This is a genomic window from Paenirhodobacter sp., assembly GCF_050177655.1.
Classification (GTDB): Bacteria; Pseudomonadota; Alphaproteobacteria; order Rhodobacterales; family Rhodobacteraceae; genus Rhodobacter.
This window is the reverse complement of record NZ_JBFXGV010000001.1, coordinates 163,178-187,868: the sequence shown is the minus strand read 5'-3', so window position 1 is coordinate 187,868 and position 24,691 is coordinate 163,178. Positions and strand designations below refer to the sequence as shown.

Here is a 24,691-nt window from a genome sequence, read left to right as displayed (position 1 = left end):
GGGCACCCCCGCGGGGTGCCCCTTTCCGCGGCCGCCTCCGGCCCCAATTCGGAAATTCCCATGAGCAACACCGTCACAGCGGAAGCCGGCAAGAAGCGGCCGCTCCTTCAGGCGCTCGAGATCGACACGCGGCTTCTGGGCATGATCGGCGCTTTCCTCGCGATCTGCCTGATCTTCAATTTCTTCACCGACGGGCGCTTCCTCACCGCGCGCAACATCTTCAACCTGTCGATCCAGACCGTCTCGGTGGCGATCATGGCGACGGGGATGGTCTTCGTCATCGTGATGCGCCACATCGACCTTTCGGTCGGCGCCGTGCTGGCGATGTGCTCCTCGGTGATGGGCGTGCTGCAGGTGCGCTACCTGCCCGACTATCTCGGCCTCGGCAGCTTCTGGATCATGCCGGTCACCATCGTCGCCGGCCTCGTCACCGGGGCGCTGATCGGGGCGCTGAACGGTTGGCTCATCGGCTATCAGCGCATTCCGGCCTTCATCGTCACGCTTGGCGGGCTGCTGATCTGGCGCAACGTCGGCTGGTATCTGACCGATGGCCAGACCCAGGGCCCGCTCGATCGGCATTTCCTGCTGCTCGGCGGCGTCGAGGGCACGGTGGGCGCCACGATCTCCTGGGGGCTCGGGCTGATCTTTGCGATTGCGGTGCTCTGGGCGCTCTGGCGCGCGCGGATGAACAAGATCCAGCATGAATTCCCGGTGAAACCGCTCTGGGCCGAGGGCGTGCTGATGGTCACCGCCTTCGTCGCGATCATGGGTTTCGTCGCGATCCTGAACAGCTACGCGGTGCCGATCGGCCGGCTTCAGCGCGAATTCGCCGCCCGCGGCGAGGTGATGCCCGAGGGCTATACCGATTATTACGGCCTGCCGATCTCGGTCGTGCTGCTCCTTGTGATCGGCGTGATCATGACCGTCGTCGCCCAGCGCACGCGCTTTGGCCGCTATATCTTCGCCGCGGGCGGCAACCCCGATGCGGCCGAGCTTTCCGGCATCAACACGCGCATGCTCACGGTGAAGATCTTCACCCTGATGGGGGTGCTTTGCGCGATCTCGGCGATGGTGGCGCAGGCGCGTCTGGCCAATCACACCAATGACATCGGCACGCTCGACGAGCTGCGCGTGATCGCCGCGGCGGTGATCGGCGGCACTGCCCTCGCCGGTGGCGTCGGCACGATCTACGGCGCGGTTCTCGGCGCGATCATCATGCAATCGCTGCAATCGGGCATGGCGATGGTCGGCGTCGATGCGCCGTTCCAGAACATCGTCGTGGGCGGCGTGCTCGTCCTCGCCGTCTGGATCGACATCCAGTATCGCAAACGCACGGGAGCGAAGGAATGAGCGAACGGGGCACTCCTCTGGTCGAGCTGCGCGACATCTCGATCGCTTTCGGGGGCATCAAGGCCGTCGATCACGTCACCATCGACCTTTACCCGGGCGAAGTCGTCGGCCTGCTCGGCCACAATGGCGCCGGCAAGTCGACGCTGATCAAATGCCTCTCGGGCGCCTATCAGATGGACTCGGGCGAGATCTTCATCAACGGCACCAAGGCCGAGATCCGCAATCCGCGCGACGCCCGCAAGTTCAACATCGAAACGATCTATCAGACGCTGGCGCTCGCCGACAATCTCGACGCCTCCTCGAACCTCTTTCTCGGGCGCGAACTGGTCAGCCCCCTCGGTTTCGTCGACGACGCGCAGATGGAGGCGGAGACGCGCAAGATCATGGGCCGTCTCAACCCCAACTTCCGCAAGTTCAAGGAGCCGGTGAAGGCGCTGTCCGGTGGTCAGCGGCAATCGGTGGCGATCGCGCGGGCGGTCTACTTCAACGCGAAAATCCTGATCATGGACGAGCCGACCGCCGCGCTCGGCCCGCACGAGACCCAGATGGTCGCCGAGCTGATCGAGGAGCTGAAGGCCCAGGGCCTCGGCATCTTCCTGATCGAGCATGACATCCACAACGTGATGCGGCTTTGCGATCGGGCCTCGGTAATGAAGAACGGTCAGCTCGTCGGCACCGTGAACGTGAACGAGGTCACCGACGAGGACATCCTCGGAATGATCATTCTCGGCAAGAAGCCCGAAGGGGTGGCCTGCTGATGTATCTCGGGCTCGATCTGGGCACCTCGGGGCTCAAGGGCGTCCTGATCGACGATGCCCAGACGGTCCTGGCCGAGGCGGTGGCGCCGCTCACCGTATCGCGCCCGCATGACGGCTGGTCGGAGCAGGCTCCGGCAGACTGGATCCGCGCGGCGGAGAAGGTGCTGGGCGAGCTTGCCGGTTTTGGCCTCGGCGCGCTGCGCGGCATCGGCCTTTCCGGGCAGATGCACGGGGCGACCCTGCTCGACGCCGCCGATGACGTGCTGCGGCCCTGCATTCTGTGGAACGACACGCGCGCGGCAGCCGAGGCCGCCGAGCTCGACGCCGATCCGCGGTTTCGCGCGATCTCGGGCAATATCGTCTTTCCCGGTTTCACCGCGCCCAAGCTGCTCTGGGTCGCGCGACACGAGCCCCAGATTTTCGCACGCACAGCAAAGGTGCTCCTGCCCAAGGACTATCTGCGCCTCTGGCTCACCGGCGAGCATGTCGCGGAAATGTCCGATGCGGCGGGGACGAGCTGGCTCGACACCGCGAAACGCGACTGGTCGGAGGAACTGCTCTCCGCAAGCGGCATGCGCCGCGAACAGATGCCGCGCCTCGTCGAGGGATCGGAGGTTTCGGCTCTGTTACGGCCGGAATTGGCCCAGCGCTTCGGCCTGCCGAAGCGTGTGGTCATCGCCGGCGGCGGGGGTGACAACGCCGCCTCGGGTATCGGCGTCGGCGTGGTCCGGGCTGGTCAGGCCTTCGTCAGCCTCGGCACCTCGGGCGTGCTCTTCGCCGCGAATGACGGCTATCAGCCCGATCCGGCGACGGCGGTGCATACTTTCTGCCATGCGCTACCCGGCACCTGGCACCAGATGGGGGTGATCCTCGCCGCGACCGATGCGCTGAACTGGTTCGCGCGTCTCGCGGGCACTTCCGCCGCGGAGCTGGCCGCGGATCTTGGCCCCCTGAAAGCGCCGGGAAAGACCCGATTCCTGCCCTATCTCGGCGGCGAGCGCACGCCGCTGAACGATGCCGCGGTCCGTGGCGCCTTCATCGGCCTCGAACATGCAACCGATCGCGAGGCCGCCACCCGCGCCGTGCTCGAAGGGGTCACCTTCGCAATCCGCGACTGCCGCGATGCGCTCGCCGCCACCGGCACGCGGATCGAGAGCCTGCTCGCCGTCGGCGGCGGTTCCCGCTCGCGCTACTGGCTCGAGGCGATCGCGACTGCACTCGGCACGCCGGTCTCGCTCCCCATCGCGGGCGACTTCGGCGGGGCCTTCGGCGCCGCCCGCCTCGCGCTGATGGCCGCCACCGGCGCGGGCGCCGAGATCGTCACGCAACCCACCATTTCTGCCGTGATAGAGCCTGTTTCGGTCCTTTCATCGGCATTCGACGAAGGCCATGCCCGCTACCGCGCGGCGCAGGCCGCAATCCGGGGACTGACATGACCGACTTCTTCAAAGGCATCCCGCAGATCCGCTACGAGGGGTCCGACAGCACGAATGAATTCGCCTTCCGCCACTACGACGCGGAGGAGATCGTGCTGGGCAAACCGATGGCCGAGCATCTGCGCTTTGCCGTCGCCTGGTGGCACAGCTTCGCCTGGCCCGGCGGCGATCCTTTCGGCGGGCAGACCTTCGAGCGCCCCTGGTTCGGCGACACGATCGCGCTCGCCAAGATGAAGGCCGATGTCGCCTTCGAGATGTTCGACATCCTGCAAGCGCCCTTCTTCTGCTTCCATGACGCCGACATCCGCCCCGAGGGGCGCGATTTCGCAGAAAACACCCGCAACCTCGAGGAAATCGTCGATTACATCGGCGAGAAGATGCAGGGATCGAAGACGAAACTGCTTTGGGGCACGGCGAACCTCTTCTCGAACCGTCGCTTCATGTCGGGCGCGGCGACCAACCCCGACCCGGAGGTTTTCGCCTGGTCGGCGGCCACGGTGAAGACCTGCATGGACGCGACGCTGAAACTCGGCGGGCAGAATTACGTCCTCTGGGGCGGGCGCGAGGGCTATGAGACGCTGCTCAACACCGATCTCGGGCGCGAGGCGGAACAGGCCGGGCGCTTCCTCAGCATGGTCGTCGACTACAAGCACAAGATCGGCTTCAGGGGCACGATCCTGATCGAACCGAAGCCGCAGGAACCGTCGAAGCATCAATATGACTACGACGTCGCCACCGTTTATGGCTTCTTGCGACGCTTCGGCCTCGAGAATGAGGTGAAGGTGAACATCGAGCAGGGCCACGCGATCCTCGCCGGGCACAGCTTCGAGCACGAGATCGCCCTTGCGACGAGCCTCGGCATCTTCGGCTCGATCGACATGAACCGCAACGACTACCAGTCGGGCTGGGACACCGATCAATTCCCCGATTCCGTGCCCGAGATGGCGCGCGCCTATTACGAGATCCTCCGCGTGGGTGGTTTCGCCAATGGCGGCACCAATTTCGACGCGAAGATCCGGCGTCAGTCGCTCGACCCCGAGGATCTGATCCTCGCCCATGTCGGCGCGATGGATGTCTGCGCCCGTGCGCTCAAATCCGCCGCGGCGCTGCTCGCGGATGGCGGGCTCGAGGCGAATCGCAAGGCGCGTTACGCCGGTTGGGACAAACCCGAGAACAAGGCGATGCTGACCTCCGATCTCGCCACGATCGAGGCACGGGTGCGGGCGGAAGATATCAACCCGCAGCCGAAATCCGGGCGCCAAGAGCGGCTCGAAAACCTCTGGAATCGCTTCGTCTGATCCACCAATGAAAAGGCCCCGGGAACGCCCGGGGCCTTTTGCGTTTCTCGGCACGCGATCACTTCAGGTGATCGACCACATGCTCCGCGAAAGTGTCGATCATCGCGTCGTAGTAAAGCTTGCTGTCCGCGGTGAGCGCGGCGACATCGGTGCCCGGCGGCAGGATCGCGATCACCTCGGGATAGGCGACGGTGAGCGTGTAATTGTCGAATTTCGAATTGTCCGTCTCCGAGATGATGCTCACCGTACCGGTCAGCTTCGACTGCGAGATGTCGTGCACATTCGCCCAGGTGCTGGCGAGCTCGAGCGCGTCGATCTTCACATCGATCTTCGAACCGCCCTCGGTCGTCAGGCGCGCGGGGTCGAGCCGCGCAAGGATATCGGCCTGAAGATCGCTGCCGAGGCTGGCAAAATGCCGCGCGGCGGCGGGGTTCTCGATCGCGGTGAGATCGGTCTGGACATCGACTTCCTGAATCGGCGTTTCCGCCGCCATCGCACCGCTCGCAAGAACAAGCGCGGAGGTCGTCAGAACAACGAGGGTTTTCATGTCGGTCTTCCTTCTCTGGCGGATCCTGGCGGGTTTACCGCCGGTGTGACAGGACAACGACCTGCCGCCGGAAAGGTTCCGAAAACCCGAAATAAGTCTCTATTTCAGCGAAAAACCGCCAGTTAGAAACGAAAACGCCCCGGCCGGAGCCAGGGCGCGAAAGCTGTGATCACAAGGGCGCTCAGGCCGTCAGCGTCTCGGTCGAGGAGAAGAACATCGCCTGGCTCACCGCCGATTGCACCTGGCTTTCGGTATAGGGCTTGGTGATGAGGAAGGCGGGTTCGGGCCGCTTGCCCGTCAGCAGACGCTCGGGGAAGGCGGTGATGAAGACCACCGGCAATTCGTCGAATTGCGCGAGGATGTCGTTCACCGCGTCGATGCCCGAGGAATTGTCCGCCAGCTGGATATCGGCGAGGATCAGGTCGGGCTTTTCGCGCGCGGCAAGTGCCACCGCCTCGGCGCGGGTGCGGGCGATGCCGGTCACGCCATGGCCCATCTCCTCGACGATCGCGCGGATATCCATCGCGATGATCGCCTCGTCCTCGATGATCATCACCCGCCCGAGCACCGTTTTTTCCATCTCGCGCAGCGCGATGTCGATCAGCTCCACGGCCTCGTCGGTCGGCACCCGCATGATCTCGCCGATCTCCTCGACGCGGAAACCCTCGATCGCGTGCAGCAGCAGTGCCTCGCGCGTGTTCGGCGTGAGCCGCGCCATATGCGCCTGCGCCCGCGCGCCAAGCCGGCTGTCGGCGGCATCGAGCGGCGCCCCGGCCGAGGCCCAGACGACGTGAAACGCCCGAAACAGGCTCACCTTCGGATCGGCCCCCTCGCCGAAGATCGCCGGCTCGGCCAGGATCGCCTCGAGCGTCGCGGCGGCATAGCGATCGCCGCTATCCTGGTTGCCGGTCAGCGCCCGCGCATAGCGGCGCAGGTAGGGAAGGTTGGGGCCGATGGCCTCGGCGAGATCGGTGGACATGAAGCTCCCCTTTTTTTCGGTCTTGCGGGAACCAAACGCTGTTGCGGGGGTTTGGTTCCATGCAAGATGCGTAGGATCGCAGCCAAGATGTATGAAGAAATGTCGGACGACAAGAGCAGGTCCAGCGTGAAGGACCAGATCAACGAGAACCTCCGCCGCGTCTATGAAGAGACGCTCAAGGAGGATGTTCCCGATCGGTTCAAGCTGCTGCTGGAACAACTGCGGGCGAAGGGGGGTTCCGAATGACCGGACCCTCCGCCGCCAACCCGCGCGACGAGATCCCCGATCACCTGCCGGCGCTGCGCGCCTTCGCGATCTCGCTCACCCGCAATTCCGCCGCCGCCGACGATCTCGTGCAGGACACGATCGTCAAAGCCTGGACCCATATCGACAAGTTCCAGCCCGGAACGAACCTGCGCGCCTGGCTCTTCACGATCCTGCGCAACAGCTTCTATTCCGAGCGGCGCAAGCACAAGCGCGAGCTGCCCGACCCCGACGGCATCCATGCCGCCACGCTCTGCGAGCGGCCGGCGCATGACGGGCGCCTCGCGATGAACGACTTCCTGCGCGCCTTCGATCAGCTTTCGCCCGAACATCGCGAAGTGCTGATCCTCGTCGGTGCCTCGGGCTTTGCCTATGAGGAGGCCGCCGAGATGATGGGCGTCGCCGTGGGCACGGTGAAAAGCCGCGCGAACCGGGCGCGGGCGCGTCTGGCCGAGCTGCTCGGCCTCGAGGCGGGCGAGGACATCCTCTGCGAGGCCGATGCGCAATCGCTTGCGGTGATCGCCGGCGCGGGGAACGCCGCCGCATGAGCCGTGGGCGCATTCGGAAACGGCTGTTCGACCGGCTCGGCGTGCGGCTCGCGATCCTGCTTGCGATGGCCTTGCTGCCGCTCCTCCTGATCGCGATGCTGCAATCGCTCTCGATGCTGCGCGAGGCTCATGCCCGCTCCGAAGCCGCCCTGATGGGCGAGACGATGCGTGCCGTCGCGGGCGAGACGCGGCTGATCCAGCAGGCGCAGTCCGAGGCCCGCCTGATCGCCGAGACCATCGTGCCGGCGCTCGACAACACCGCCACCTGTCGCGCCTATATGCGCAAGGTCGCCAAGGCCGATCCGCATCTTTCGCTCGCTGCCTTCATTCCGCTTTCGGGGCGGATGGAGTGCTCCTCGACCGGAACAGTCTATGATTTCTCGGGCAACCCGCTTTTCGAACGCATCGCCGAGACCGACGCGCCGAGTTTCATCGTCAATCCCGCGGGCCCCGTTTCCCACACCTCGATCCTCGGCATCTCCTATCCTGTGCGGGATGCGCAGGGGGTCAGGGTCGGGTTGATCTCGCTTTCGCTCCCGCACAAGGAACTCGCCGCGGCGGAGGATGGCGAAGGCCCGGAGGAGGAGGAGCCCCTCGTCATCCTCACCTTCGACGGTGACGGCAATATCCTCACCTCTTCCGAGGGGATGGAGACGGCGAAGGACCGGCTGCCGGTGGATCGCGCGCTCAAGGCCCTTGCAGGGACCAGATCGGCCGCTTTCACCGCGGTCTCGAACCTGGGGCGGAAAAGGGTCTATTCCGTCGTGGAGCTGGTCCCCGATCAGCTTTACGCGCTTGGCAGCTGGCCCGCGCGCGATGTCGTCGCCTTCGGCCCCTTTTCCCAGATCCCGCCGCTGCTCTTCCCCTCCCTGATGTGGATCGCCTCGCTTTTCGTCGCCTATTTCGCGACGCAGAAACTGGTGATCGGGCATATCAAGCGACTTTCGCGCGCGCTGACGAGTTTCGCCTCCGGCAGCCGGCATGTGACCGAGCTCGACTTCGCCGATGCCCCGCGCGAGATCCGCGATCTTGCCGAGAGTTTCGAGCGTATGACCGGCACCATCCTGCATGACGAGGCCAAGCTCGAAGATGAGATCCACCACAAGGAGGTGCTGCTGCGCGAGGTGCATCACCGGGTGAAGAACAATCTCCAGCTGATCGCCTCGATCATCAACATGCAGCAGCGCAAGGCCCGCACACCCGAGGCCCGCGGCCTGATGCGCAACCTGCAGGAGCGCGTGATCAGCCTCGCGACGATCCACCGCGGCCTTTATCAGACCTCGGGCCTCACCGACATCCGCGCCAACGAGCTGATCCCCGAGATCGTGCGCGAGATCACCCGCATCGCCACGGGCCCGGGGCGGCGGATCGCAGTCGACAGCCATGTCGACGACATCCACCTCACTCCGGATCAGGCGGTGCCGCTCGCGCTTCTGCTGACCGAGGCGATGACGAACGCGATGAAATATGCCTCGGCCGACAGTGGCCCGCCGCAGCTCGCGATCGCGATCCGCGCGACAGGCCCCACCGCGGCGCAGCTCTCGGTTAGCAATTCCATGGCCACCCATGCGCCCGAGACATCGGCGGAGGAGACGGGCGAGGGCACCGGGCTTGGAACGCAGCTGCTTCAGGCTTTCGTGCAGCAGCTCGGCGGCAAGCTCGCGATTGCGCAGGTGCCGGGGGAATATCTGCTGACCGTCGATTTCGCGCTGCGCCCCCTCGCCGAGGCGGAGGAGCGTCGCTCCGCGCCCGAAGAGCCGTCCGAAGAGGGCTGATCAGAGACTGTTACGGCAGGAAAAGGCCCCCGCCTTGGGGCGGGGGCAGTCACTCTTCGATGAAAAAGAGAAGGGTCAGCGCGAGCGGGGGCCGGCGATCAGCCAGAGCAGGAAGCCGAGCAGCGGCAGCAGGAGGACGAGCAACACCCAAAGCACCTTGGTGCCGGTGTCGCGCGCGGAGTTCAGGATCGAGACCAGCGCCCAGAGATCGAGAATCAGGAGCAGAAGCCCCCCGAAACCCGACAGATGAAACATGCTCATCGCAACCATGATCGCCCTCCTTCGGCGTTACATGCAATCAACGCGCGCGGGGACATCCGGTTCCCTCCGACCCCGGAAATAATCCCGGGAACCCCGTCCCGCCCCCCGCGTTGATTTCCCGTCGGACGAGAGGTCCGGCCTCTGCCACCGGGTCAACGAAAGGAGTCCCCCATGCTTGGCTGGTCGCTTACCTTCCTGATCATCGCGCTCGTCGCCGCGGCGCTTGGCTTCGGCGGAATCGCGGGCACGGCCTCGGGGATCGCGCAGGTTCTCTTCGTGATCTTCCTCGCGCTCTTCGTGCTGTCGATGCTGATGCGCGCGCTGCGCGGCAAGTCGCCGCTCTGATCCCCTCAGACTTCGCCGGAGACCTCTGCGGCGCTCGCAAGCTCGATGATCTCGGTGGTCATCTGCTCCTGCCGCGCCCGCTGGAACTCCTGCTTCAGGTCTCCGGAGATCTGCTTCACCGCCGTCTGTGCCCGGGCCATCGCCTCGGCACGGGCGGCGTTTTCCGCTGCAAAGCCAAGCATCAGCCCCTCGCAGATTTCGGTGAAGACATATTCCTCGATCAGCGCCGCGGTAAGCCCCGCCGGCGAAAGCGTGGTCAGCGGCGCAACCCGCGGTTTCGTCGAAAAACGGCTCTGATCCAGCGGAAAAAGGCTGCGCAGGATCGGCCCGGCGGCAATGTTCTCGGGGTCGGCATAGATCATCCGCACCGCCGCCCCGGGCCGTTTCGCAAGCTCGGCGAACAGCGCGTCGGAAAGCCGGATCGCAAGCTGTGGCACCTCGGGCGCATGCGGCGCCATCTCCTCGCGCACGGCAAGCGTCACGCCTTGGTCCTCGAGCGCCCCGATCGTGCGGCTGCCGACCACGATCAGCGTATCGCCCCGCGCCGCGGCGCCCTGGGCCGCCTCCGCCATGCGCTCGCCGAAGGATCCCGAAAACCCCTGCGCGGCCCCGATCACCAGGGTGATCGCCTGCGCCACCGGGTCCGCCGTGGGCATCGCCCCGCCGAGGCGCAACGCCGCGCCCAGCGCCTCGGCCACCGCCTCCTCCTGCGCGCGGATCGCCGCCAAATGCCCCTTCGCCTCGTTCTGATGCGCCGCCGCGATCGCGCGCAGCGTCGAGATGATGCTGCCGATCTGGCGCACATTGGTCATCCGATCGCGGATGTCCTCCGGCCGGGTCACGGCGTGCTGCCCTGGATCCTGGCGATCGCACTGCGGGCACAGGCGATCAGCGCCGCGCGCGTGTCATCGTCGAGCTTCGCCGGCATCGCGCGGAAATCGGCAAGCTTCGGCTCCGCCGCGATCAGCGGTTCGAGCGCGGCTTTCAGCGCCGCCAGATCCGCAATCGCCACGGCGTCGAGCAGCCCGGCATCGAGCGCAGCCAGCAACGCAACCTGCGCCGGCGTCGAGAGCGGCTCGAACCGCGGCTGGTTCAACAGCGCGCCGATCCGCTCGCCCCGCGCAAGCCGCGCCTTCATCGCCGCGTCACCGAAACCGCCGAAGCGCGAGAACATCTTCATCTCGAGATATTGCGCGTAATCGAGCCTGATCCGCCCCGAAACCGCCTTCAGCGCCCCCCATTGCGCCTTGCCGCCGACCCGGCTCACCGAGAGGCCGATGTCGACCGCCGGCCGCTGATTGCCGGCGAACAGCGCGGCGGAGGTCACGATCTGCCCGTCCGCGATCGAGATCAGGTTGGTCGGAATATAGGCCGAGAGGTTCCCCGCCTCGATCTCGGCGATCGGCAGCGCGGTGAGCGAACCCGATCCCTTCGCCTTCGACAGTTTCGCCGAACGTTCGAGCAGCCGCGAATGCAGGTAGAAAATATCGCCCGGATAGGCCTCGCGCCCCGGCGGCTGCCGCGAAAGCAGTGCGAGTTCACGATGCACCGCAGCATGTTTCGTCAGGTCGTCATAGACGATCAGCGCATGACCGCCGGTGTCGCGCACATATTCCGCCATCGAGGTCGCGGCAAAGGGCGCTAGCCAGCGCAGCCCGGGCTCGGCCGTCGCGGGGGCGACGACGAAGATCGTGCGTTCGAAGGCGCCCTTGGCGCGCACCGCCTCAATCACCCGGCGCACGGCGGTGGTGCGCTGACCGATCGCGACATAGACCGAGATGATGTCGCTCCGCTTCTGGTTCACGATCGCATCGACGGCGATCGAGGTCTTGCCGGTCTGCCGCTCGCCGATGATCAGCTCGCGCTGCCCGCGGCCCACCGCGAAAAGCGCGTCGACGACGAGGAGACCGGTCTCGACCGGTTCGGCGACGTAATCGCGTTCGATGATCTCGGGGGCGGGGCGCTCGGTCTCATAGATCGCCTCGGGCGTGATCGGGCCGAGCCCGTCGAGCGGGCGGCCGAGCGGATCGACCACGCGACCGAGCAACCCTTTGCCCACCGGCACCGAAAGCAGCTGCCCGGTGCGGCGCACGATCGAGCCGGCCTCGACCCCCTCCATGCTGTCGAGGAACGCGGTCTGCACGCTGTCGACCGCAAGGCTGAGCACGAAGCCGCGGGCACCACTGGCGAAGGTCAGGATCTCGCCGAGTTCCGCATCGGGCAGGCCGGCGACATCGGCGAGCCCGTCGGCGATATGGGTGACGGTGCCGATTTCCTCGGCCTCGGGGCCAAGCGTGGCCCCCGCGACGCGCGCCTTCAGCGTGTCGAGATCGCTGTCGCTCATGCCCCCGCCTCCGTCTTCAGCGCCTGCGCAATCCGGTCGAGATCATGCGCGAGCGAGTTATGCACGAGGCCGGTGTCTGAGCGCATCTCAAGCCCGGCGATCAGCGTGGGATCCAGCTCGATCGCGGTTTCAGGCAGGGACAGGGTCGAAAACACCGCCTTGCGCTCGGTGTCAGCGAGTGGTTTCGGCGCGATCAGCCGCAGCCCCGCCCCCGAAAGCAGCGCCTGACGCTGATCCTCCGCCATCGCCGCGATCACCTGTTTCAGACGCGCGGCATAGCCCGCGGCATCGGGCGGATCGGGCAATTCGGCGAGCGCGCGGCGCGCAATGGTTTCGCCCAGATCTCGCGCGCGCATCAGGGTCTGCGCCTGCGCCGCACTCACCACTGATTGCGCCTGTCCCTTTGCCTCCTCGGCAAGCTTCGCCGCCTCGGCCCGCGCCGCATCGACCAGCACCCTGCGCTGCGCCTCGGCCTCCTCCTTTGCCTTGGCGAGCACGTCGTGGCGCGCGGCCTCCGTCGCGGCCTTGGCTTCCTCGGCGGCTTTCTCCGCCGCCTCCGCCTCGCCACGCGCCGCCTCGGCCCGCGTCAGCGCCGCCGCCGTTTCCGCCTGCCGTTTCGCGATGATCGCGGCCACCGGGCGGAACAGGAAATGGTTCAGGATCGCCAGCAGAACGAGGACGTTGACGAGCTGGAACCCGAATGTGACCCAGTCGAAGCTCATTTCAATGGACGAACGGATTGGCGAAAAGGAGCAGCAGCGCGATCACGAGACAATAGATCGCCATCGTCTCGATCATCGCGAGGCCGACGAAGAGCGTGCGCGAAATCGTGCCCGCGGCCTCTGGCTGACGCGCGATCGCATCCATCGCGGCGGCGACGGCGCGCCCTTCGCCAAGCCCCGGGCCAAGCGCCCCGAAGGAGACGGCGATCGCCGCGCCGAGGATCGAGGCAATCTGGATATAGTCCATGGTCTTACTCCTTTGCTCCGCCCTCGCCCTCGACCGCCGAGGCGATGAAGACAAGCGCGAGGATCGCGAAAATATAGGCTTGCACGGCGCCGGTGAGCAGGTCGAGCGCCATCAGCGGGATCGGCACCAGAAGACCAGCGAGGCTCAGCACGATGCCGATCACGAAGACGCCGCTCATCACATTGCCGAACAGACGCACCATCAGCGAGAACGACCGCGTCACCTGCTCGACGAGGTTGAGCGGGATCATCACCCAGGTCGGTTTCGCGAAACTCGCGAGGTAACCGCCCAGACCCTGCGCGCGCAGCCCGTAGCCGATCGTCGCGACGAAGACGATCAGCGCGAGCGCCGCGTCGGTCTCGAGCCGCGCGGTGGGTGGTTCGACCCCGGGGATCAGCGAGGACCAGTTCGCGGTGAGGATGTAGATCGCGAGCATGCCGATCAGCGGGCGGAACCGCGCCGGCTCGCCCGGAATCGTCGATGTGATCTGCGCGTCGATCGTGCCGACGATCAGCTCGAGCACCGATTGCACCTTGCCCGGGGTGAGCGAGAGCCTGCGCGTGAGCAGAAACGACCCGAGGCCGAGCACCGCCATGATACCCCAGGTCGTCACCACCGCCTGATCGACGGGGAGCGGACCAAGCAGGAAGGCCGTCTTGCCGGTGAGAGGGCTGTCGATCATTTCGCCTCCGCCCGTCTGAGGACGAGATGCCGCCCGATCATCACGCCGATCGCGGTGGCGATCAGCACCGGCCCACCGCCCAGCGCAGCCAGAACCAGCAAAGCGCCAAGCCCGGCGAACCGCGCCAATTGCAGCGCAATTGCCGAGAATTCGCCGCGCATCAGTTTCTCCGAAACGACCCTGAGCGAGCGGAAATGCAGCCATCCGGCGCCCGTTCCCGCCACAAGCCCGAGCGCCGCAAGCGCGATTTGCCCTGCCCCGATCATTGCGCATGCATCCAGCGGAAGGCGAGCCAGAGGCCCAGCGCCGCGCCGAGCATGGTGAGCGCCGCGGTGACGGTGATGCCCGAGCCGAGCGCCCCGTCGACCCAGCCGCCGAGCGCGACGCCCGCAAGCGTCGGCAGCACGATGATCCAGCCGAGCACCCCGATCTGGCCGAAACGCTTCGCAAGCGAGGGCTCCGGGTCACGCCGCCCGGCCTCGGCACGGTCGCGTGCCTCGCGCACGGCGGTGACGAGCTTCGGATCTTCCGCATCCCTGTCGTCGCGCCCGATCATTGCAGCGCCTCCGCGACCGCCTCGAAGTCATGCCCCGGCGCCTGGCCGAGGCGCTGCATCAGCGTGCGGATCGCGGCGGTATGGAGCCGCATCTGCTCCCCCCGCGCCCGGCGCGCGGCATCCTCCTTCGCGGCGAATGTCTCCTGCGCAAGCTTGTCGAGCCCGGCGAGATCGTCGCCGGTGACCGCCTCGCGGCAGGCCACGCGCACCATTTCGCCCTGCACCGTCAGCACCCCGCCGCGCAGCGCGACATAATGCCAGACACCATCCTCCCGCCGCCAGCGCAGCACCGAGGGGCGCAGCACAGTGAGCAGGTCGGCATGGCCCGGCAGCACGCCGAAACCGCCGCTCTCGTCCTCCGCCCGCAGCGAGGCGACATCGGCCACATCGAGCACGAGGTCGAGCGGCGTCGTCACGATCAGATGCAGCGCGCTCATGCCGCCTTCCCCGCGGCCTTGCGCGCCGTTTCCTTGGCGCGGGCCTCCTCGAGCGTGCCGATCATGTAGAGCGAGCCCTCGTCCCAATCGTCGCATTCGCCGGCAAGGATCGCCTTGCAGCCGGAAAGCGTCTCGGCGATCGGCACCGAGCGCCCCTCCATCCCGGTATAGGCGGAGGCGACGAAGAAAGGCTGGGTGAGAAAGCGCTGCAACCGCCGCGCACGCCCGACGAGGAGGCGCTCCTCGCGGCCCAGCTCCTCGACGCCGAGGAGCGCGATCACGTCGCGCAATTCCTGGTAATGCTCGATCACCTCGCGCAGCTGCCCGGCGATGCGGGCGTGCTCCTCGCCCACCACGGCGGGGTCGAGCAGCACCGAGGTCGTCGAGATCGGGTCGATCGCGGGGTAGATCCCCTCCGAGGCCAGCTGCCGCGAAAGCACCACGGTGCTGTCGACATGGGCCGAGATCGCGGCGACGGCCGGGTCGGTGAAATCGTCGGCGGGCACATAGACCGCCTCGATCGCGGTGACCGAAGCCTTGCCGACCGAGGCGATCCGCTCCTGCAGATCGGCCACTTCCGTCTCCAGCGTCGGCTGATAGCCGACGCGCGAGGGCATCCGGCCGAGCAGCCCCGAAACCTCCGATCCCGCCTGCACGAAGCGGAAGACGTTGTCGATCAGCAGAAGGACGTTTTTCGCCTCCTCGTCGCGGAAATGCTCCGCGATGCTGAGCGCGGTGAGCGGCACGCGCCAGCGCGCGCCCGGCGGTTCGTTCATCTGCCCATAGACGAGAACGGTCTGGTCGAGCACGCCGGAATCCCGCATCTCGCCCAGCATCTCATGCCCCTCGCGCGAACGCTCGCCCACGCCGGCAAAAACCGAAATGCCGTCATAGCCCGAGACCATCGCCCGGATCAGCTCCATCACCAGCACCGTCTTGCCGACGCCGGCGCCGCCGAACATCGCCGACTTGCCGCCCTGGGCAAGCGGCGCGAGCAGGTCGAGCACCTTGATCCCGGTCGAGAACACCTTCGTCTGCGCCGTCTGCGAGGCGAGCGAAGGCGCGGAGCGGTGGATCGGGCTCGTCGGCGCATCGGCGGGCAGCGCCGGGCCGTTGTCGCCGGTCTGGCCAAGCACGTTCATCAGCCGGCCGAGCACCGCCTCCCCCACCGGCACCCGCAGGGGCCCGCCCGTCAGAAGCACCTCGGCGCCGCGCGCGATCCCCTGCGTCGCCTGCAGCGCGATGCCCCGCACATGGCTCGCGTCGAGATGTGCCTGCACCTCGCAGATCACCTTGCCCGTGGGGCCGGACACCTCGAAGACATCGTTGATCGCGGGCAGATCGCCCTCGACCCGAAGGTCGAGCACCGGCCCGCGCACCGCCACCACCCGCGCCACGCCGCTCATGTGAGCGGCTCCGAAAGGGCGGTGCGGAGGGGGTTTTCTGACATCGGTTTCACGCGGCTTTCCCGGTCACTATCGCTGCAACGGAATGATTCGCCTTGAATTTACGCCGAAATTCGCCCGCATGCATATCACGATGCACGCACTGGATGAATTCCGCGGAGTCAGGCCGCGGGCGAAGGGCGCCGCAAAGCCGCGCTCAGTCGAGGGTCTGGCGGAAGCGGCTGAGTGCGAGAAGCGCGAAGAAAATCGCAAAGCCGAGCAGCGCGGCGATCGGCTGCGCCACTGCGGCGAGATCGGCGCCCTTGAGCATCACCGCCCGGATCATCCGCAGGAAATGGGTGAGCGGCAGCGCCTCGCCCACCCATTGCGCCCAGACCGGCATGCCGCGGAAGGGGAACATGAAACCCGACAGCAGGATCGAGGGCAGGAAGAAAAAGAAGGTCAGCTGCATCGCCTGCATCTGCGTGCGCGCGAGCGTCGAGAAGACATAGCCGAGATTGACGAGCGCCATCACGAAGATGAACACCCCGGCCAGCAGCAGCACCAGATTGCCGACGAAGGGCACGCCAAAGATCGTGCGCGCCGCAACCAGCACCACCAGCACCTGCACCGCGCCCACGACGAAGAAGGGCAGCACCTTGCCCAGCATCACCTCGAGCGGCGTCACCGGCATCGAGAGCAGGTTCTCCATCGTGCCCCGTTCGCTCTCGCGCGTGAGCGCGATCGCCGTCATCATCACCATCGTCATCTGCAGGATCACGCCCAAAAGCCCGGGCACGATATTGTATTGCGTGATCCCCTCGGGGTTGTAGCGCTTGTGCACGACGACATCGAGCTGGCTTGCCGCAGCCTGCGCCGCCGCCGCCTCGCTGCCGGTCTCGCGCAAAAGCGCCTGCGCCGCGACGGTGCCGAGCGTGCCGATCGCCCCCGAGGCCACCGCCGGATCGGTCGCGTCCGCCTCGATCAGGATCTGCGGATGATCGCCGCGCGCCACCCGCTTGCCGAAATCGGAGGGCACGGTGACGACGAAGCTCACCTCGCCGCGCGCGATCAGCGCCTCGGCCTGATCGGCGGAGGCGTGCGGATAGGCGAAGCGGTAATAGCCGGTAAGTTCGAGCGCCGAGACGATGGCGCGGGTGTAGCGATCCTCGACCGGGGCGACGAGCGCGGCGGGCAGGCCCTTCGGATCGTTGTTGATCGCGAAACCGAAGAGCATCAGCAGCATCAAGGGCACGCCGAGCATCATCGCGAAGGTGACGCGGTCGCGCCGCATCTGGATCGATTCCTTGCGGATGATCGTGAAGAGACGGCGCGGCGAGAGGATCCGGTTCATTGCATGTTGTCCTGCGATGCGCCCATGAGCTGGATGAAGACATCCTCGAGGCTGGTCTCGGCCGGTTCCAGCGCGCAGCCGGTCTGCGCGGCAACCGCCTCCGCCGCGCGCCGCAGGGCGGTGCCGTCGCGCCCGATCACATGCAGCGTATTGCCATAGGCCGCCACCTGATCGACCCCCTCGGCGCCCTGCAACAGTCTCTGTGCCTGCGCGATCTGCGCCCCTTCGAGCACCACGGTCGTCAGCGCGGCATCCCGGATCACCTCCGCCACCGTGCCCTGCGCGATCAGCCGTCCATAGGAGATGTAGTTGATCCGGTGGCAACGCTCGGCCTCGTCCATGTAATGGGTCGAGACGAGCACGGTGAGCCCCTCGGAAGCGCGCTGATGGATCTCGTCCCAGAAATCGCGGCGCGCCTTCGGGTCGACGCCGGCGGTGGGTTCGTCGAGCATCAGGAGCGCCGGCCGATGCATGATACAGGCGGCGAGCGCCAGGCGCTGCTTCCAGCCACCCGAGAGCGCGCCGGCAAGCTGGCCGCGCCGCGAGGTGAGGCCAAGATCGGCGAGCGTGTCGCGCACCGCCTGTTTCCCAAGCCCGTAGATCCCGGCGACGAAGGCGAGGTTCTCCTCGATCGTGAGATCCTCATAGAAGGAGAAGCGCTGCGTCATGTAGCCGACCTCGCGCTTGATCGCGCGCTGATCGGTGAGGATGTCATGGCCAAGCACGCGCCCGTCGCCCCCGTCGGGGGTGAGCAGCCCGCACATCATCCGGATCGTCGTCGTCTTGCCCGATCCGTTCGGCCCGAGAAAGCCGACGATCTCGCCGCGTTGCACCGCAAGCGAGACATGGTCGACCACCGTCTTGTCGCCGAAGCGCTTGACGAGATCGGTGACGGTGATGGCGGGCTCTGCGCTCATTTCCCGCTACCGGCGAGATCGACATCGACGATCTGCCCCGGTTTCAGCCCCGATCCCGGCGCCGGCTTCGCCTCGATCAGATAGACAAGCTTCTGGCGGTTCTGCAGCGAATAGATCACCGGCGGGGTGAATTCGGGGCCATCGGCGATATAGGTCACCTCGGCGCGCAGATCGCCCGCGCAGCCGTCGCAATGCACCGAAAGCATCGTGCCCGCCGCGATCCGCGCCAGATCGCGCTCGGGGACGTATAGCCGCAGCTTCACCGCATCGTCTGGCAGCATCGAGAGCACCGGCGCCGAGGGGCCTGCGATCTCGCCCGGCAGGCGGATGATGTCGGAGATCACCCCCGCCGCCGGGGCGCTCAGGCTGCGTTCGTCGAGCACCCATTGCGCCTTGTCGAGATCGGATTGCCCGGCATGCACCGCCGCCTCCGCCGCGGCGATCTCGGCCGCGCGCGCGGGCAGCTTCGCCACCACCAGATTGGCCTCGATCTCGGCGACATTCGCCTTCGCCACCGAAACCGCAGTCTGCGCATCCTCGCGCTGCGCCACCGTCGCCGTGCCCTTCGCGGCCAGCGCCTCGGTGCGCGCGGAGTTGCGCTCGTATTCCGCAAGCTGCGCCTTCGCCGAGGCGAGCGTCGCCTCGATCACCCGGATCTCCTCCGGCCGCTTGCCCTCGCGCAGGTTCTCGAGCTGGCTTTCGGCCTGCATCACCGCCGCCCGTGCCTGATCCACCGCGATCTGCGCATCGCGCTTCTCGAGTTGCGAGAGCAGCTGCCCCGCCTTCACCCGCTCCCCGCGGGTGACCAGCGTTTCGTCGATCTGCGCGGTACTTACCGGGGCGATCAGAACGTAATCCCCCTCGACATAGCCGGTGGCGAGCGGCGCAGGCGCGGCACAGGCCGGCAGCAGCGAGGCGATCAGCGGCAGGGAACAGAGGATCATCCTTCCTCTCCTTTCGTCACGGCGAGGACCGCCTCGATATTGCGCAACAGCACTTCGGTGATCTGTGCGACCTCCTCGGGCCCGATCGCCTCCCAGCCCATCCGGCGGCTCACGATCGGCGCGCCGATGCGGAAATAAAGGATCTGTCCGATCGCGGTGAAGACGGTGAGCCGCACCGCCGCGCTTTCCGGCGCCTGTCCGGTCGCGATACCCCAGAGCCGGCAAAAGCGGCGGTGCATCGGATGGATCAGGATGTCGTAGATCACCTGCGCGCCCGGGCCGTTCTCCGCCACCTCGCGCAGCACGAAGGAAATCATCGCCCGCATCTGCGGATTGCCGATCATCTGCGGCGCGACATGGGAGACAAGCGCCCGGATCGCGATGTGCGCCGCTTCGGGTGTGGGCGGATCCTCGGCGGGCATTGCCATCACCACACTCTGCATCCGCGCCGCGAATTCCCGCGCGCAGGCGAGGCGCAGCCCCTCCTTGCCGCCGAAATGATAGGCGATCGAGGCGACATTGGTCCCCGCCTTCGCGGCGATCTCGCGGGTGGAGGCGGCGGCATAGCCGGCATTGCCGAAGATCTCGATCGCCGCCTCGATCAGCGCGCGCGCGGTGCCCTCGGCAGGCTTGATCTGGTCTGGGAGTCGTTCGCTCATGGCGGCAGTATAATCAAACGATTGATTAAATCAATGGGTGAGGCTGCGGAGGCGCGCGGCAAAGTCACAGCCTGGCACCCGGCAGGCGTGCCGCGGCGCAGCGGGCTTGACTCACAGGCCGATTTGATCTTTCACCGGAGCGTTCGAGTTCCGGCCTCAGGGTCGGATTGAAAGGGAACACGGAACGACCGCTCCGCCGGAGCTGCCGAAGCCGTGGCTGCCCCCGCAACTGTAAGCGGTGAGCGACGCCGACGATGCCACTGGGCACAGCCCGGGAAGGCCGGCCAAGCAAAGACCCGCGAGCCAGGAGACCTGCTCGGACGATCACCCTTTCCGCGCGCGAGGGGCGCGAGGAAGCGGCGTCAACCGCAGTGGTGACAGTCTCGGTCCGCGGAGTTCCTCCCGGGCCTGTTTGTCATGCGGGCCCCGCCCGCGAAGGGGAGTGAACCATGCGATCCACCCGCGCCCTGCGCCACCTGCTGCTCACCGCAGCAATCCTGTCCGTTCCTGTCGCCACGCTCGCGCAGGACACGACCAGCCTCGACGAGATCGTCGTCTGGGGCGGCCTCACCGGCATTGCGACCAGTGATTTCACCCGCGCCTACAGCATCGTCACCGCCCGCGACATCGAAGAGCGCGGCATCACCACGGTGCAGAACGCCCTGCGCGCCCTGCCCGGCGTCTCGGTCGCGGCCACCGGTGGCACCGCCGCCGCCGTCTATATCCGCGGCGGCGAGGCGAACCACACCAAGGTGCTGATCGACGGCGTCGAGGCGAACGGAACGACGAACGGCTCCTATTCCTTCGGCGGGCTCACCGTCGCCGACATCGAAAGCATCGAAGTGCTGCGCGGCCCGCAATCGGTGCTTTACGGCACCTCGGCGATGGCCGGCGTGATCGCGATCACCACCAAGCGCGCCGAGAAGGAGGGCACCTCCTATGGCGGCGGCTTCGAGTTCGGCGGCAACGACAGCCATGACGCGAATGTCTACCTGCGCCAGCGCTTCGCGCGCGGCCAGCTTTCCTTCGCGCTCGACAACCGGCGCGACAACGACAACGACGGTTCGGTCAAGGGCGACATCCAGCACAATGACGTCGATACCGCCTCGCTCAACGGCGATTACGCGATCAGCGACACGGTGAAGACCGGCTTCACCCTGCGCCGGATCTGGCAGGACTACAGCTATTTCAGCACCAACGGCGCGGCGACGCGGCCCGAGGATTACCTCGTCAACGCGGGCGACAGCGCCAGCCGCGACGAGACCTATGGCTCGCTCTGGCTCGAGGCGGATGCGCTGGGCGGGCGGCTGCTGAACCGGTTCGAGATCTCGGGCAGCAATCAGGACACCTTCTACCGCAGCCCGGCGTGGGGCAATTCCGACTACGGCTCCACCCGCCGCACGTTCAAATATACCGCGAGCATCGCGCTCGACGGCAGTGACGCGCGCACAGCCAATCAGAAGCTGAACCTCCAGCTCGGCGCCGAGCGCGAGACCTTCGACGTCACCGACGCCTGGTCGAGCGGCAAGGACTCGCGCAACACCCGCTCGATCGCGCTCGACTATCAGGGCCATTTCGACAACGGGCTCGACCTGCAGGCGGGCATCCGCCACGACGTGATCGACGTCTTCCAGGATCCGACCTCCTGGAACCTCTCGGCCGCCTGGCGTGCGCCGGGGGCGGCCTGGCGGCTGCGTGGCTCGGTCGGCAAGGCCACGGTCTACCCGACGATGTACGAGCAGTTCGGCTATACCCCCGGCGTCTATTCCGGCAACCCGAACCTGAAACCCGAACGCAGCCTGAGCTACGAGCTCGGCGCCGATTACGACCTCGCCCAGGGGCGCGGCACGCTCGGGCTGACCCTGTTCCAGGCCGACGTGAAGGACATGATCAGCTCCGCCGGCAGCACCTCGGTCAACCTGCCCGGCACCAGCACCCGCAAGGGGGTCGAGCTGAGCGGTGCATGGCAGGCGAACGACTGGCTGAACCTGAAGGCGAGCTACACCTACACCGACGCCCATGGCCCGAACGGCAGCACCCTCACCCGCCGCCCGCGCAATGAGCTCGGCCTGCAGGCGACGGCGGACACTTTCGGCGGGCGCGGCTCGGTCAGCGCCGATCTACGCTATGTCCAGGGCAGCTACGATCAGCAATGGTTCGGTAGCTACGCCACCAAGGAACTGCCCGAATTCACCACGGTGAACCTCTCGGCGCGCTATGCGGTGACCGACAACGTCGAGATCACCGGCCGCGTCGTGAACCTCTTCGACGAAAAATATTCCGAGGCCTGGGGCTATTACGGCCAGCGTCGGACCCTCTATGTCGGGGTGAACACGCGGTGGTAAGCCCGCGCGCCCTGCTTGCCGCCTGCCTTCTGGCGGGCGGCCTCGGTGTCCCGGCCTTGGCCGAGGCACCCGGGCGCGTGGTTTCGATCAATCTCTGCACCGATCAGCTTGCGATGATGCTGGCCGCGCCGGGGCAGCTCGTCTCGGTCACCGAATTCGCCACCGATCCGAGCGCCTCGGTGATGGCGGAGGCGGCGAAGGCCTATCAGTCCAACGGCGGGCGCGCCGAGGAAGTCTATCTGCTGCATCCCGATCTCGTGCTCGCCGGGCAATATACCGCGCGGGTGACGGTTTCGATGCTGCGTCGTCTCGGCGTGCCTGTGGTCGAATTCGGCCCCGGGGAATCGCTCGACGATGTGCGCGCGAATATCCTGCGCATGGGCGAGGTGCTTGGCCGCGAAAGCGCGGCGCTGGCGCTTGCCCAGCGCTTCGACAGCGCGCTGGCCGCGCTCGAACCGCCGCCGGGGCAGCGCCCGACCGCCGCGACCTATGCGGTGAACGGCTATACCACCGGCGATCGCAGCCTTTCGGGCGCGATCATCGCGCGCGCCGGTTTCGACAATCTCGCGCAGCGCTTCGGCCTGCCCTATGGCGGCATCCTGCCGCTCGAGGCGCTGGTGATGTCCGACCCGGATCTGGTGATTTCGGGTCAGGACTACCCCGGCCCCGCCCGCGCCGAGGAGGTGCTGCATCATCCCGCCTTCCTCGCGCTCGAGGGCGATCACGCGGTGATGCAGGATCGCGACTGGGTCTGCGGCCTGCCCTCGGTGGTCGGCGCGATCGAGCGGCTGACGGCGCAGCGCCACGCGATCGAGGCGAAACCATGAGCTATCCGCGCCTTCTGGCCTTGCTGGCGCTGCTCGTGCTGGCGCTATTCTTCGCCTCGCTGCTCACCGGTGTCGCAAATGTCGACCCGATCACCAGCCTGCGCGCCCTGGTCTTCGGCGGCGAGGGGCCGCTGCCGCTGGTGATGCGCGAGATCCGCCTGCCGCGCGCGCTCCTTGGCGCGATGGTGGGGGCGAGCCTTGGGCTTTCGGGCGCCGCGCTGCAGGGGCTGCTGCGCAACCCGATGGCGGAGCCCGGGGTGATCGGCGTTTCCGCCTCCGCCGCGCTCGGCGCGGTGATCGCGATCCAGACCGGCTTTGCCGCGCTTTTCACCCTTGCCCTGCCCGCCGCGGCGCTGCTCGGCGCGGCGCTGGGCGTCGCGCTGATCCTGCTGCTGGCGGGAACCGGCGGCGGCACGCTCGGGCTGATCCTCGCGGGCATCGCGCTCTCGGCGCTTGCCTCGGCGCTCACCGCGCTTGTGCTCAATCTCGCGCCGAACCCCTTTGCCGCCAACGAGATCGTGTTCTGGATGATGGGCTCGCTCGCCGATCGCTCCTTCACCCATGTCGTGATGGCGGCGCCGGTGATGGCGCTCGGCTGGCTCGTGCTTTCCCGCACCGGCCGTGGGCTCGAGGCGCTGACGCTCGGCGAGGACGCGGCCGCCTCGATGGGGGTAAGCCTGCCGCGGCTGCGGCTGCAGGTGGTGGGCGGCGTCGCGGCGGCGGTCGGCGCGGCGACGGCGGTGGCCGGATCGGTGGGCTTCGTCGGCCTCGTGGTGCCGCATCTGCTGCGCCGCGCAGTCGGGGCACGCCCGGCGCGGCTTTTGCCCGCCTCGGCGCTCGGTGGCGCGGCGCTGGTGCTTGCCGCCGATGTCGCGGTGCGGCTGATCCTGCCCGACCGCGACCTCAAGCTCGGCGTCGTCATGGCGCTAATCGGCGCGCCGGTCTTCCTGCACCTGATCTGGCGCCTGCGGGGGCAACCATGACGCTTCTCGAGATCGACGCCCTCACCGTTCGCCGCGGCACGCAAACCGTTCTTGAAAACGCCACGCTCAACGTCGCGCCGGGGGAATGCGTCGGGCTGATCGGGCCGAATGGCGCCGGCAAATCGACGCTTTTGCGCGCCGCGCTCGGGCTGATCCCGGCCACGGGGCACAGCTCGCTCGCCGCGCTGCCGCCCGCCGCGCGCGCACGCGCCGCCGCCTGGCTGCCGCAATCGCGCGAGATCGCCTGGGGCGTCAGCGTCGCGCATCTCGTCGCGCTCGCGCAAAACGGCGACGAGGCCGCGCCGCAGGTCGCTGCGGCAATGGCGCGGATGGATGTCGCGCGTTTCGCCGCGCGCCCGGCCACGGCGCTTTCCGGCGGCGAGCAGGCCCGCGTGCTGATTGCGCGCGCGCTCGCGCAGGACACGCCGCTTTTGCTTGCCGACGAGCCGACCGCCGGGCTCGACCCTGCGCATCAGATCGCCTGCATGCGCGTCTTCGAAAGCCTCGCGGTCGAGGGGCGCGCGGTGGTCACCTCGCTGCACGACCTCGGCCTTGCGGCGCGGCATTGCTCGCGCCTCGTGGTGCTCTCGCGCGGACGCATCGTCGCCGACGGCACGCCCCGCGCGGTGCTGACCCCGGAACTCCTCGCCGAGGTCTTCGGCATCCGCGCCTTCGCACTCGAAACCGCCGACGGGCTCGTGGTGCAGCCGCTCGGAGGCATCGTTTGA

General features: G+C 67.3%; 28 protein-coding genes and 1 riboswitch. Of the genes, 12 read left to right on the top strand and 16 right to left on the bottom strand.

Annotated elements, in window-relative coordinates:
• The first annotated feature begins 60 nt into the window (after window positions 1-60).
• From AB7U46_RS00925 to xylA, 4 genes are read left to right on the top strand one after another with little or no spacing between them, the layout of a single operon-like run.
• Window positions 61-1,350 (top strand): sugar ABC transporter permease, encoded by a 1,290-nt coding sequence (locus AB7U46_RS00925; RefSeq protein WP_428335045.1) that lies wholly within the window; start codon window positions 61-63, stop codon window positions 1,348-1,350.
• Window positions 1,347-2,108, top strand: a complete 762-nt coding sequence (locus AB7U46_RS00920; RefSeq protein WP_428335044.1) for an ATP-binding cassette domain-containing protein — start codon at window positions 1,347-1,349, stop codon at window positions 2,106-2,108. The genes AB7U46_RS00925 and AB7U46_RS00920 overlap by 4 nt, the downstream gene beginning before the upstream one ends.
• Complete coding sequence (gene xylB / locus AB7U46_RS00915; protein ID WP_428335043.1) at window positions 2,108-3,544, top strand: xylulokinase; 1,437 nt, start codon at window positions 2,108-2,110, stop codon at window positions 3,542-3,544. Before AB7U46_RS00920 ends, xylB begins: the two co-directional genes overlap by 1 nt.
• The gene (xylA, locus tag AB7U46_RS00910) at window positions 3,541-4,842 is read left to right on the top strand and encodes a xylose isomerase (protein WP_428335042.1); all 1,302 of its coding nucleotides are present in this window, start codon (window positions 3,541-3,543) and stop codon (window positions 4,840-4,842) included. The genes xylB and xylA overlap by 4 nt, the downstream gene beginning before the upstream one ends.
• Window positions 4,843-4,900: 58 nt before the next feature.
• Here xylA and AB7U46_RS00905 read toward each other — a convergent pair whose 3' ends face one another.
• Window positions 4,901-5,389, bottom strand: a complete 489-nt coding sequence (locus tag AB7U46_RS00905; RefSeq protein ID WP_428335041.1) for a hypothetical protein — start codon at window positions 5,387-5,389, stop codon at window positions 4,901-4,903.
• 181 nt (window positions 5,390-5,570) lie between these two features.
• The gene (locus AB7U46_RS00900; RefSeq protein WP_428335040.1) at window positions 5,571-6,368 is read right to left on the bottom strand and encodes a response regulator; all 798 of its coding nucleotides are present in this window, start codon (window positions 6,366-6,368) and stop codon (window positions 5,571-5,573) included.
• An 87-nt stretch (window positions 6,369-6,455) separates the two neighbouring features.
• Between AB7U46_RS00900 and AB7U46_RS00895 the strand changes: the two genes are divergently transcribed.
• The 3 genes from AB7U46_RS00895 to AB7U46_RS00885 are packed head-to-tail and all read left to right on the top strand — an operon-like array spanning window position 6,456 to window position 8,955.
• The gene (locus tag AB7U46_RS00895) at window positions 6,456-6,614 is read left to right on the top strand and encodes a NepR family anti-sigma factor (protein ID WP_428335039.1); all 159 of its coding nucleotides are present in this window, start codon (window positions 6,456-6,458) and stop codon (window positions 6,612-6,614) included.
• Window positions 6,611-7,180: an RNA polymerase sigma factor gene (locus AB7U46_RS00890; RefSeq protein WP_428335038.1), complete on the top strand. Its 570-nt coding sequence runs from the start codon at window positions 6,611-6,613 to the stop codon at window positions 7,178-7,180. The genes AB7U46_RS00895 and AB7U46_RS00890 overlap by 4 nt, the downstream gene beginning before the upstream one ends.
• The gene (locus AB7U46_RS00885; RefSeq protein WP_428335037.1) at window positions 7,177-8,955 is read left to right on the top strand and encodes a sensor histidine kinase; all 1,779 of its coding nucleotides are present in this window, start codon (window positions 7,177-7,179) and stop codon (window positions 8,953-8,955) included. The genes AB7U46_RS00890 and AB7U46_RS00885 overlap by 4 nt, the downstream gene beginning before the upstream one ends.
• 75 nt (window positions 8,956-9,030) lie before the next feature.
• Here AB7U46_RS00885 and AB7U46_RS00880 read toward each other — a convergent pair whose 3' ends face one another.
• The gene (locus tag AB7U46_RS00880; RefSeq protein ID WP_428335036.1) at window positions 9,031-9,225 is read right to left on the bottom strand and encodes a PLDc N-terminal domain-containing protein; all 195 of its coding nucleotides are present in this window, start codon (window positions 9,223-9,225) and stop codon (window positions 9,031-9,033) included.
• 162 nt (window positions 9,226-9,387) lie between these two features.
• Here AB7U46_RS00880 and AB7U46_RS00875 point away from each other — a divergent pair, with 162 nt between their 5' ends.
• Window positions 9,388-9,561, top strand: a complete 174-nt coding sequence (locus tag AB7U46_RS00875; RefSeq protein ID WP_428335035.1) for a DUF1328 domain-containing protein — start codon at window positions 9,388-9,390, stop codon at window positions 9,559-9,561.
• Window positions 9,562-9,566: 5 nt separating this feature from the next.
• Here AB7U46_RS00875 and AB7U46_RS00870 read toward each other — a convergent pair whose 3' ends face one another.
• From AB7U46_RS00870 to AB7U46_RS00810, 13 genes are all read right to left on the bottom strand, one after another.
• Window positions 9,567-10,403, bottom strand: coding sequence for a F0F1 ATP synthase subunit gamma (locus AB7U46_RS00870; protein ID WP_428335034.1), 837 nt, complete (start codon window positions 10,401-10,403; stop codon window positions 9,567-9,569).
• Window positions 10,400-11,905 (bottom strand): F0F1 ATP synthase subunit alpha, encoded by a 1,506-nt coding sequence (locus tag AB7U46_RS00865; RefSeq protein ID WP_428335033.1) that lies wholly within the window; start codon window positions 11,903-11,905, stop codon window positions 10,400-10,402. The genes AB7U46_RS00870 and AB7U46_RS00865 overlap by 4 nt, the downstream gene beginning before the upstream one ends.
• Window positions 11,902-12,627, bottom strand: coding sequence for an ATPase (locus AB7U46_RS00860; RefSeq protein WP_428335032.1), 726 nt, complete (start codon window positions 12,625-12,627; stop codon window positions 11,902-11,904). Before AB7U46_RS00860 ends, AB7U46_RS00865 begins: the two co-directional genes overlap by 4 nt.
• 1 nt (window position 12,628) lies before the next feature.
• On the bottom strand, window positions 12,629-12,874 hold the full coding sequence (locus AB7U46_RS00855; protein WP_428335031.1) for a F0F1 ATP synthase subunit C: 246 nt from the start codon (window positions 12,872-12,874) through the stop codon (window positions 12,629-12,631).
• Window positions 12,875-12,878: 4 nt separating this feature from the next.
• Window positions 12,879-13,556: a F0F1 ATP synthase subunit A gene (locus AB7U46_RS00850; RefSeq protein WP_428335030.1), complete on the bottom strand. Its 678-nt coding sequence runs from the start codon at window positions 13,554-13,556 to the stop codon at window positions 12,879-12,881.
• Window positions 13,553-13,822 carry an ATP synthase subunit I gene (locus tag AB7U46_RS00845; protein ID WP_428335029.1) on the bottom strand — a complete coding sequence of 90 codons (270 nt, stop codon included), beginning with the start codon at window positions 13,820-13,822 and terminating at the stop codon, window positions 13,553-13,555. Before AB7U46_RS00845 ends, AB7U46_RS00850 begins: the two co-directional genes overlap by 4 nt.
• Window positions 13,819-14,112 (bottom strand): AtpZ/AtpI family protein, encoded by a 294-nt coding sequence (locus tag AB7U46_RS00840; RefSeq protein ID WP_428335028.1) that lies wholly within the window; start codon window positions 14,110-14,112, stop codon window positions 13,819-13,821. The genes AB7U46_RS00845 and AB7U46_RS00840 overlap by 4 nt, the downstream gene beginning before the upstream one ends.
• On the bottom strand, window positions 14,109-14,549 hold the full coding sequence (locus tag AB7U46_RS00835) for a F0F1 ATP synthase subunit epsilon (protein WP_428335027.1): 441 nt from the start codon (window positions 14,547-14,549) through the stop codon (window positions 14,109-14,111). The genes AB7U46_RS00840 and AB7U46_RS00835 overlap by 4 nt, the downstream gene beginning before the upstream one ends.
• On the bottom strand, window positions 14,546-15,955 hold the full coding sequence (gene atpD / locus AB7U46_RS00830; protein ID WP_428335026.1) for a F0F1 ATP synthase subunit beta: 1,410 nt from the start codon (window positions 15,953-15,955) through the stop codon (window positions 14,546-14,548). Before atpD ends, AB7U46_RS00835 begins: the two co-directional genes overlap by 4 nt.
• A 196-nt stretch (window positions 15,956-16,151) precedes the next feature.
• A complete protein-coding gene (locus AB7U46_RS00825) occupies window positions 16,152-17,288 on the bottom strand; it encodes an ABC transporter permease (protein ID WP_428335025.1) in 1,137 nt (378 codons plus the stop codon).
• A complete protein-coding gene (locus tag AB7U46_RS00820; RefSeq protein WP_428335024.1) occupies window positions 17,285-18,205 on the bottom strand; it encodes an ATP-binding cassette domain-containing protein in 921 nt (306 codons plus the stop codon). The genes AB7U46_RS00825 and AB7U46_RS00820 overlap by 4 nt, the downstream gene beginning before the upstream one ends.
• Window positions 18,202-19,149 carry an HlyD family secretion protein gene (locus AB7U46_RS00815; RefSeq protein WP_428335023.1) on the bottom strand — a complete coding sequence of 316 codons (948 nt, stop codon included), beginning with the start codon at window positions 19,147-19,149 and terminating at the stop codon, window positions 18,202-18,204. Before AB7U46_RS00815 ends, AB7U46_RS00820 begins: the two co-directional genes overlap by 4 nt.
• Entirely contained in the window at window positions 19,146-19,808 is a 663-nt protein-coding gene (locus AB7U46_RS00810) for a CerR family C-terminal domain-containing protein (protein ID WP_428335022.1), read from the bottom strand. Before AB7U46_RS00810 ends, AB7U46_RS00815 begins: the two co-directional genes overlap by 4 nt.
• Window positions 19,809-19,936: 128 nt before the next feature.
• Window positions 19,937-20,142, top strand: a riboswitch (cobalamin riboswitch).
• A gap of 115 nt (window positions 20,143-20,257) precedes the next feature.
• On the opposite strand from AB7U46_RS00810, the gene AB7U46_RS00805 reads away from it, so the two are divergent.
• From AB7U46_RS00805 to AB7U46_RS00790, 4 genes are read left to right on the top strand one after another with little or no spacing between them, the layout of a single operon-like run.
• Window positions 20,258-22,153 carry a TonB-dependent receptor plug domain-containing protein gene (locus AB7U46_RS00805; protein WP_428335021.1) on the top strand — a complete coding sequence of 632 codons (1,896 nt, stop codon included), beginning with the start codon at window positions 20,258-20,260 and terminating at the stop codon, window positions 22,151-22,153.
• On the top strand, window positions 22,147-22,980 hold the full coding sequence (locus AB7U46_RS00800) for an ABC transporter substrate-binding protein (RefSeq protein ID WP_428335020.1): 834 nt from the start codon (window positions 22,147-22,149) through the stop codon (window positions 22,978-22,980). The genes AB7U46_RS00805 and AB7U46_RS00800 overlap by 7 nt, the downstream gene beginning before the upstream one ends.
• On the top strand, window positions 22,977-23,963 hold the full coding sequence (locus AB7U46_RS00795) for a FecCD family ABC transporter permease (protein ID WP_428335019.1): 987 nt from the start codon (window positions 22,977-22,979) through the stop codon (window positions 23,961-23,963). The genes AB7U46_RS00800 and AB7U46_RS00795 overlap by 4 nt, the downstream gene beginning before the upstream one ends.
• Entirely contained in the window at window positions 23,960-24,691 is a 732-nt protein-coding gene (locus tag AB7U46_RS00790; RefSeq protein WP_428335018.1) for an ABC transporter ATP-binding protein, read from the top strand. Before AB7U46_RS00795 ends, AB7U46_RS00790 begins: the two co-directional genes overlap by 4 nt.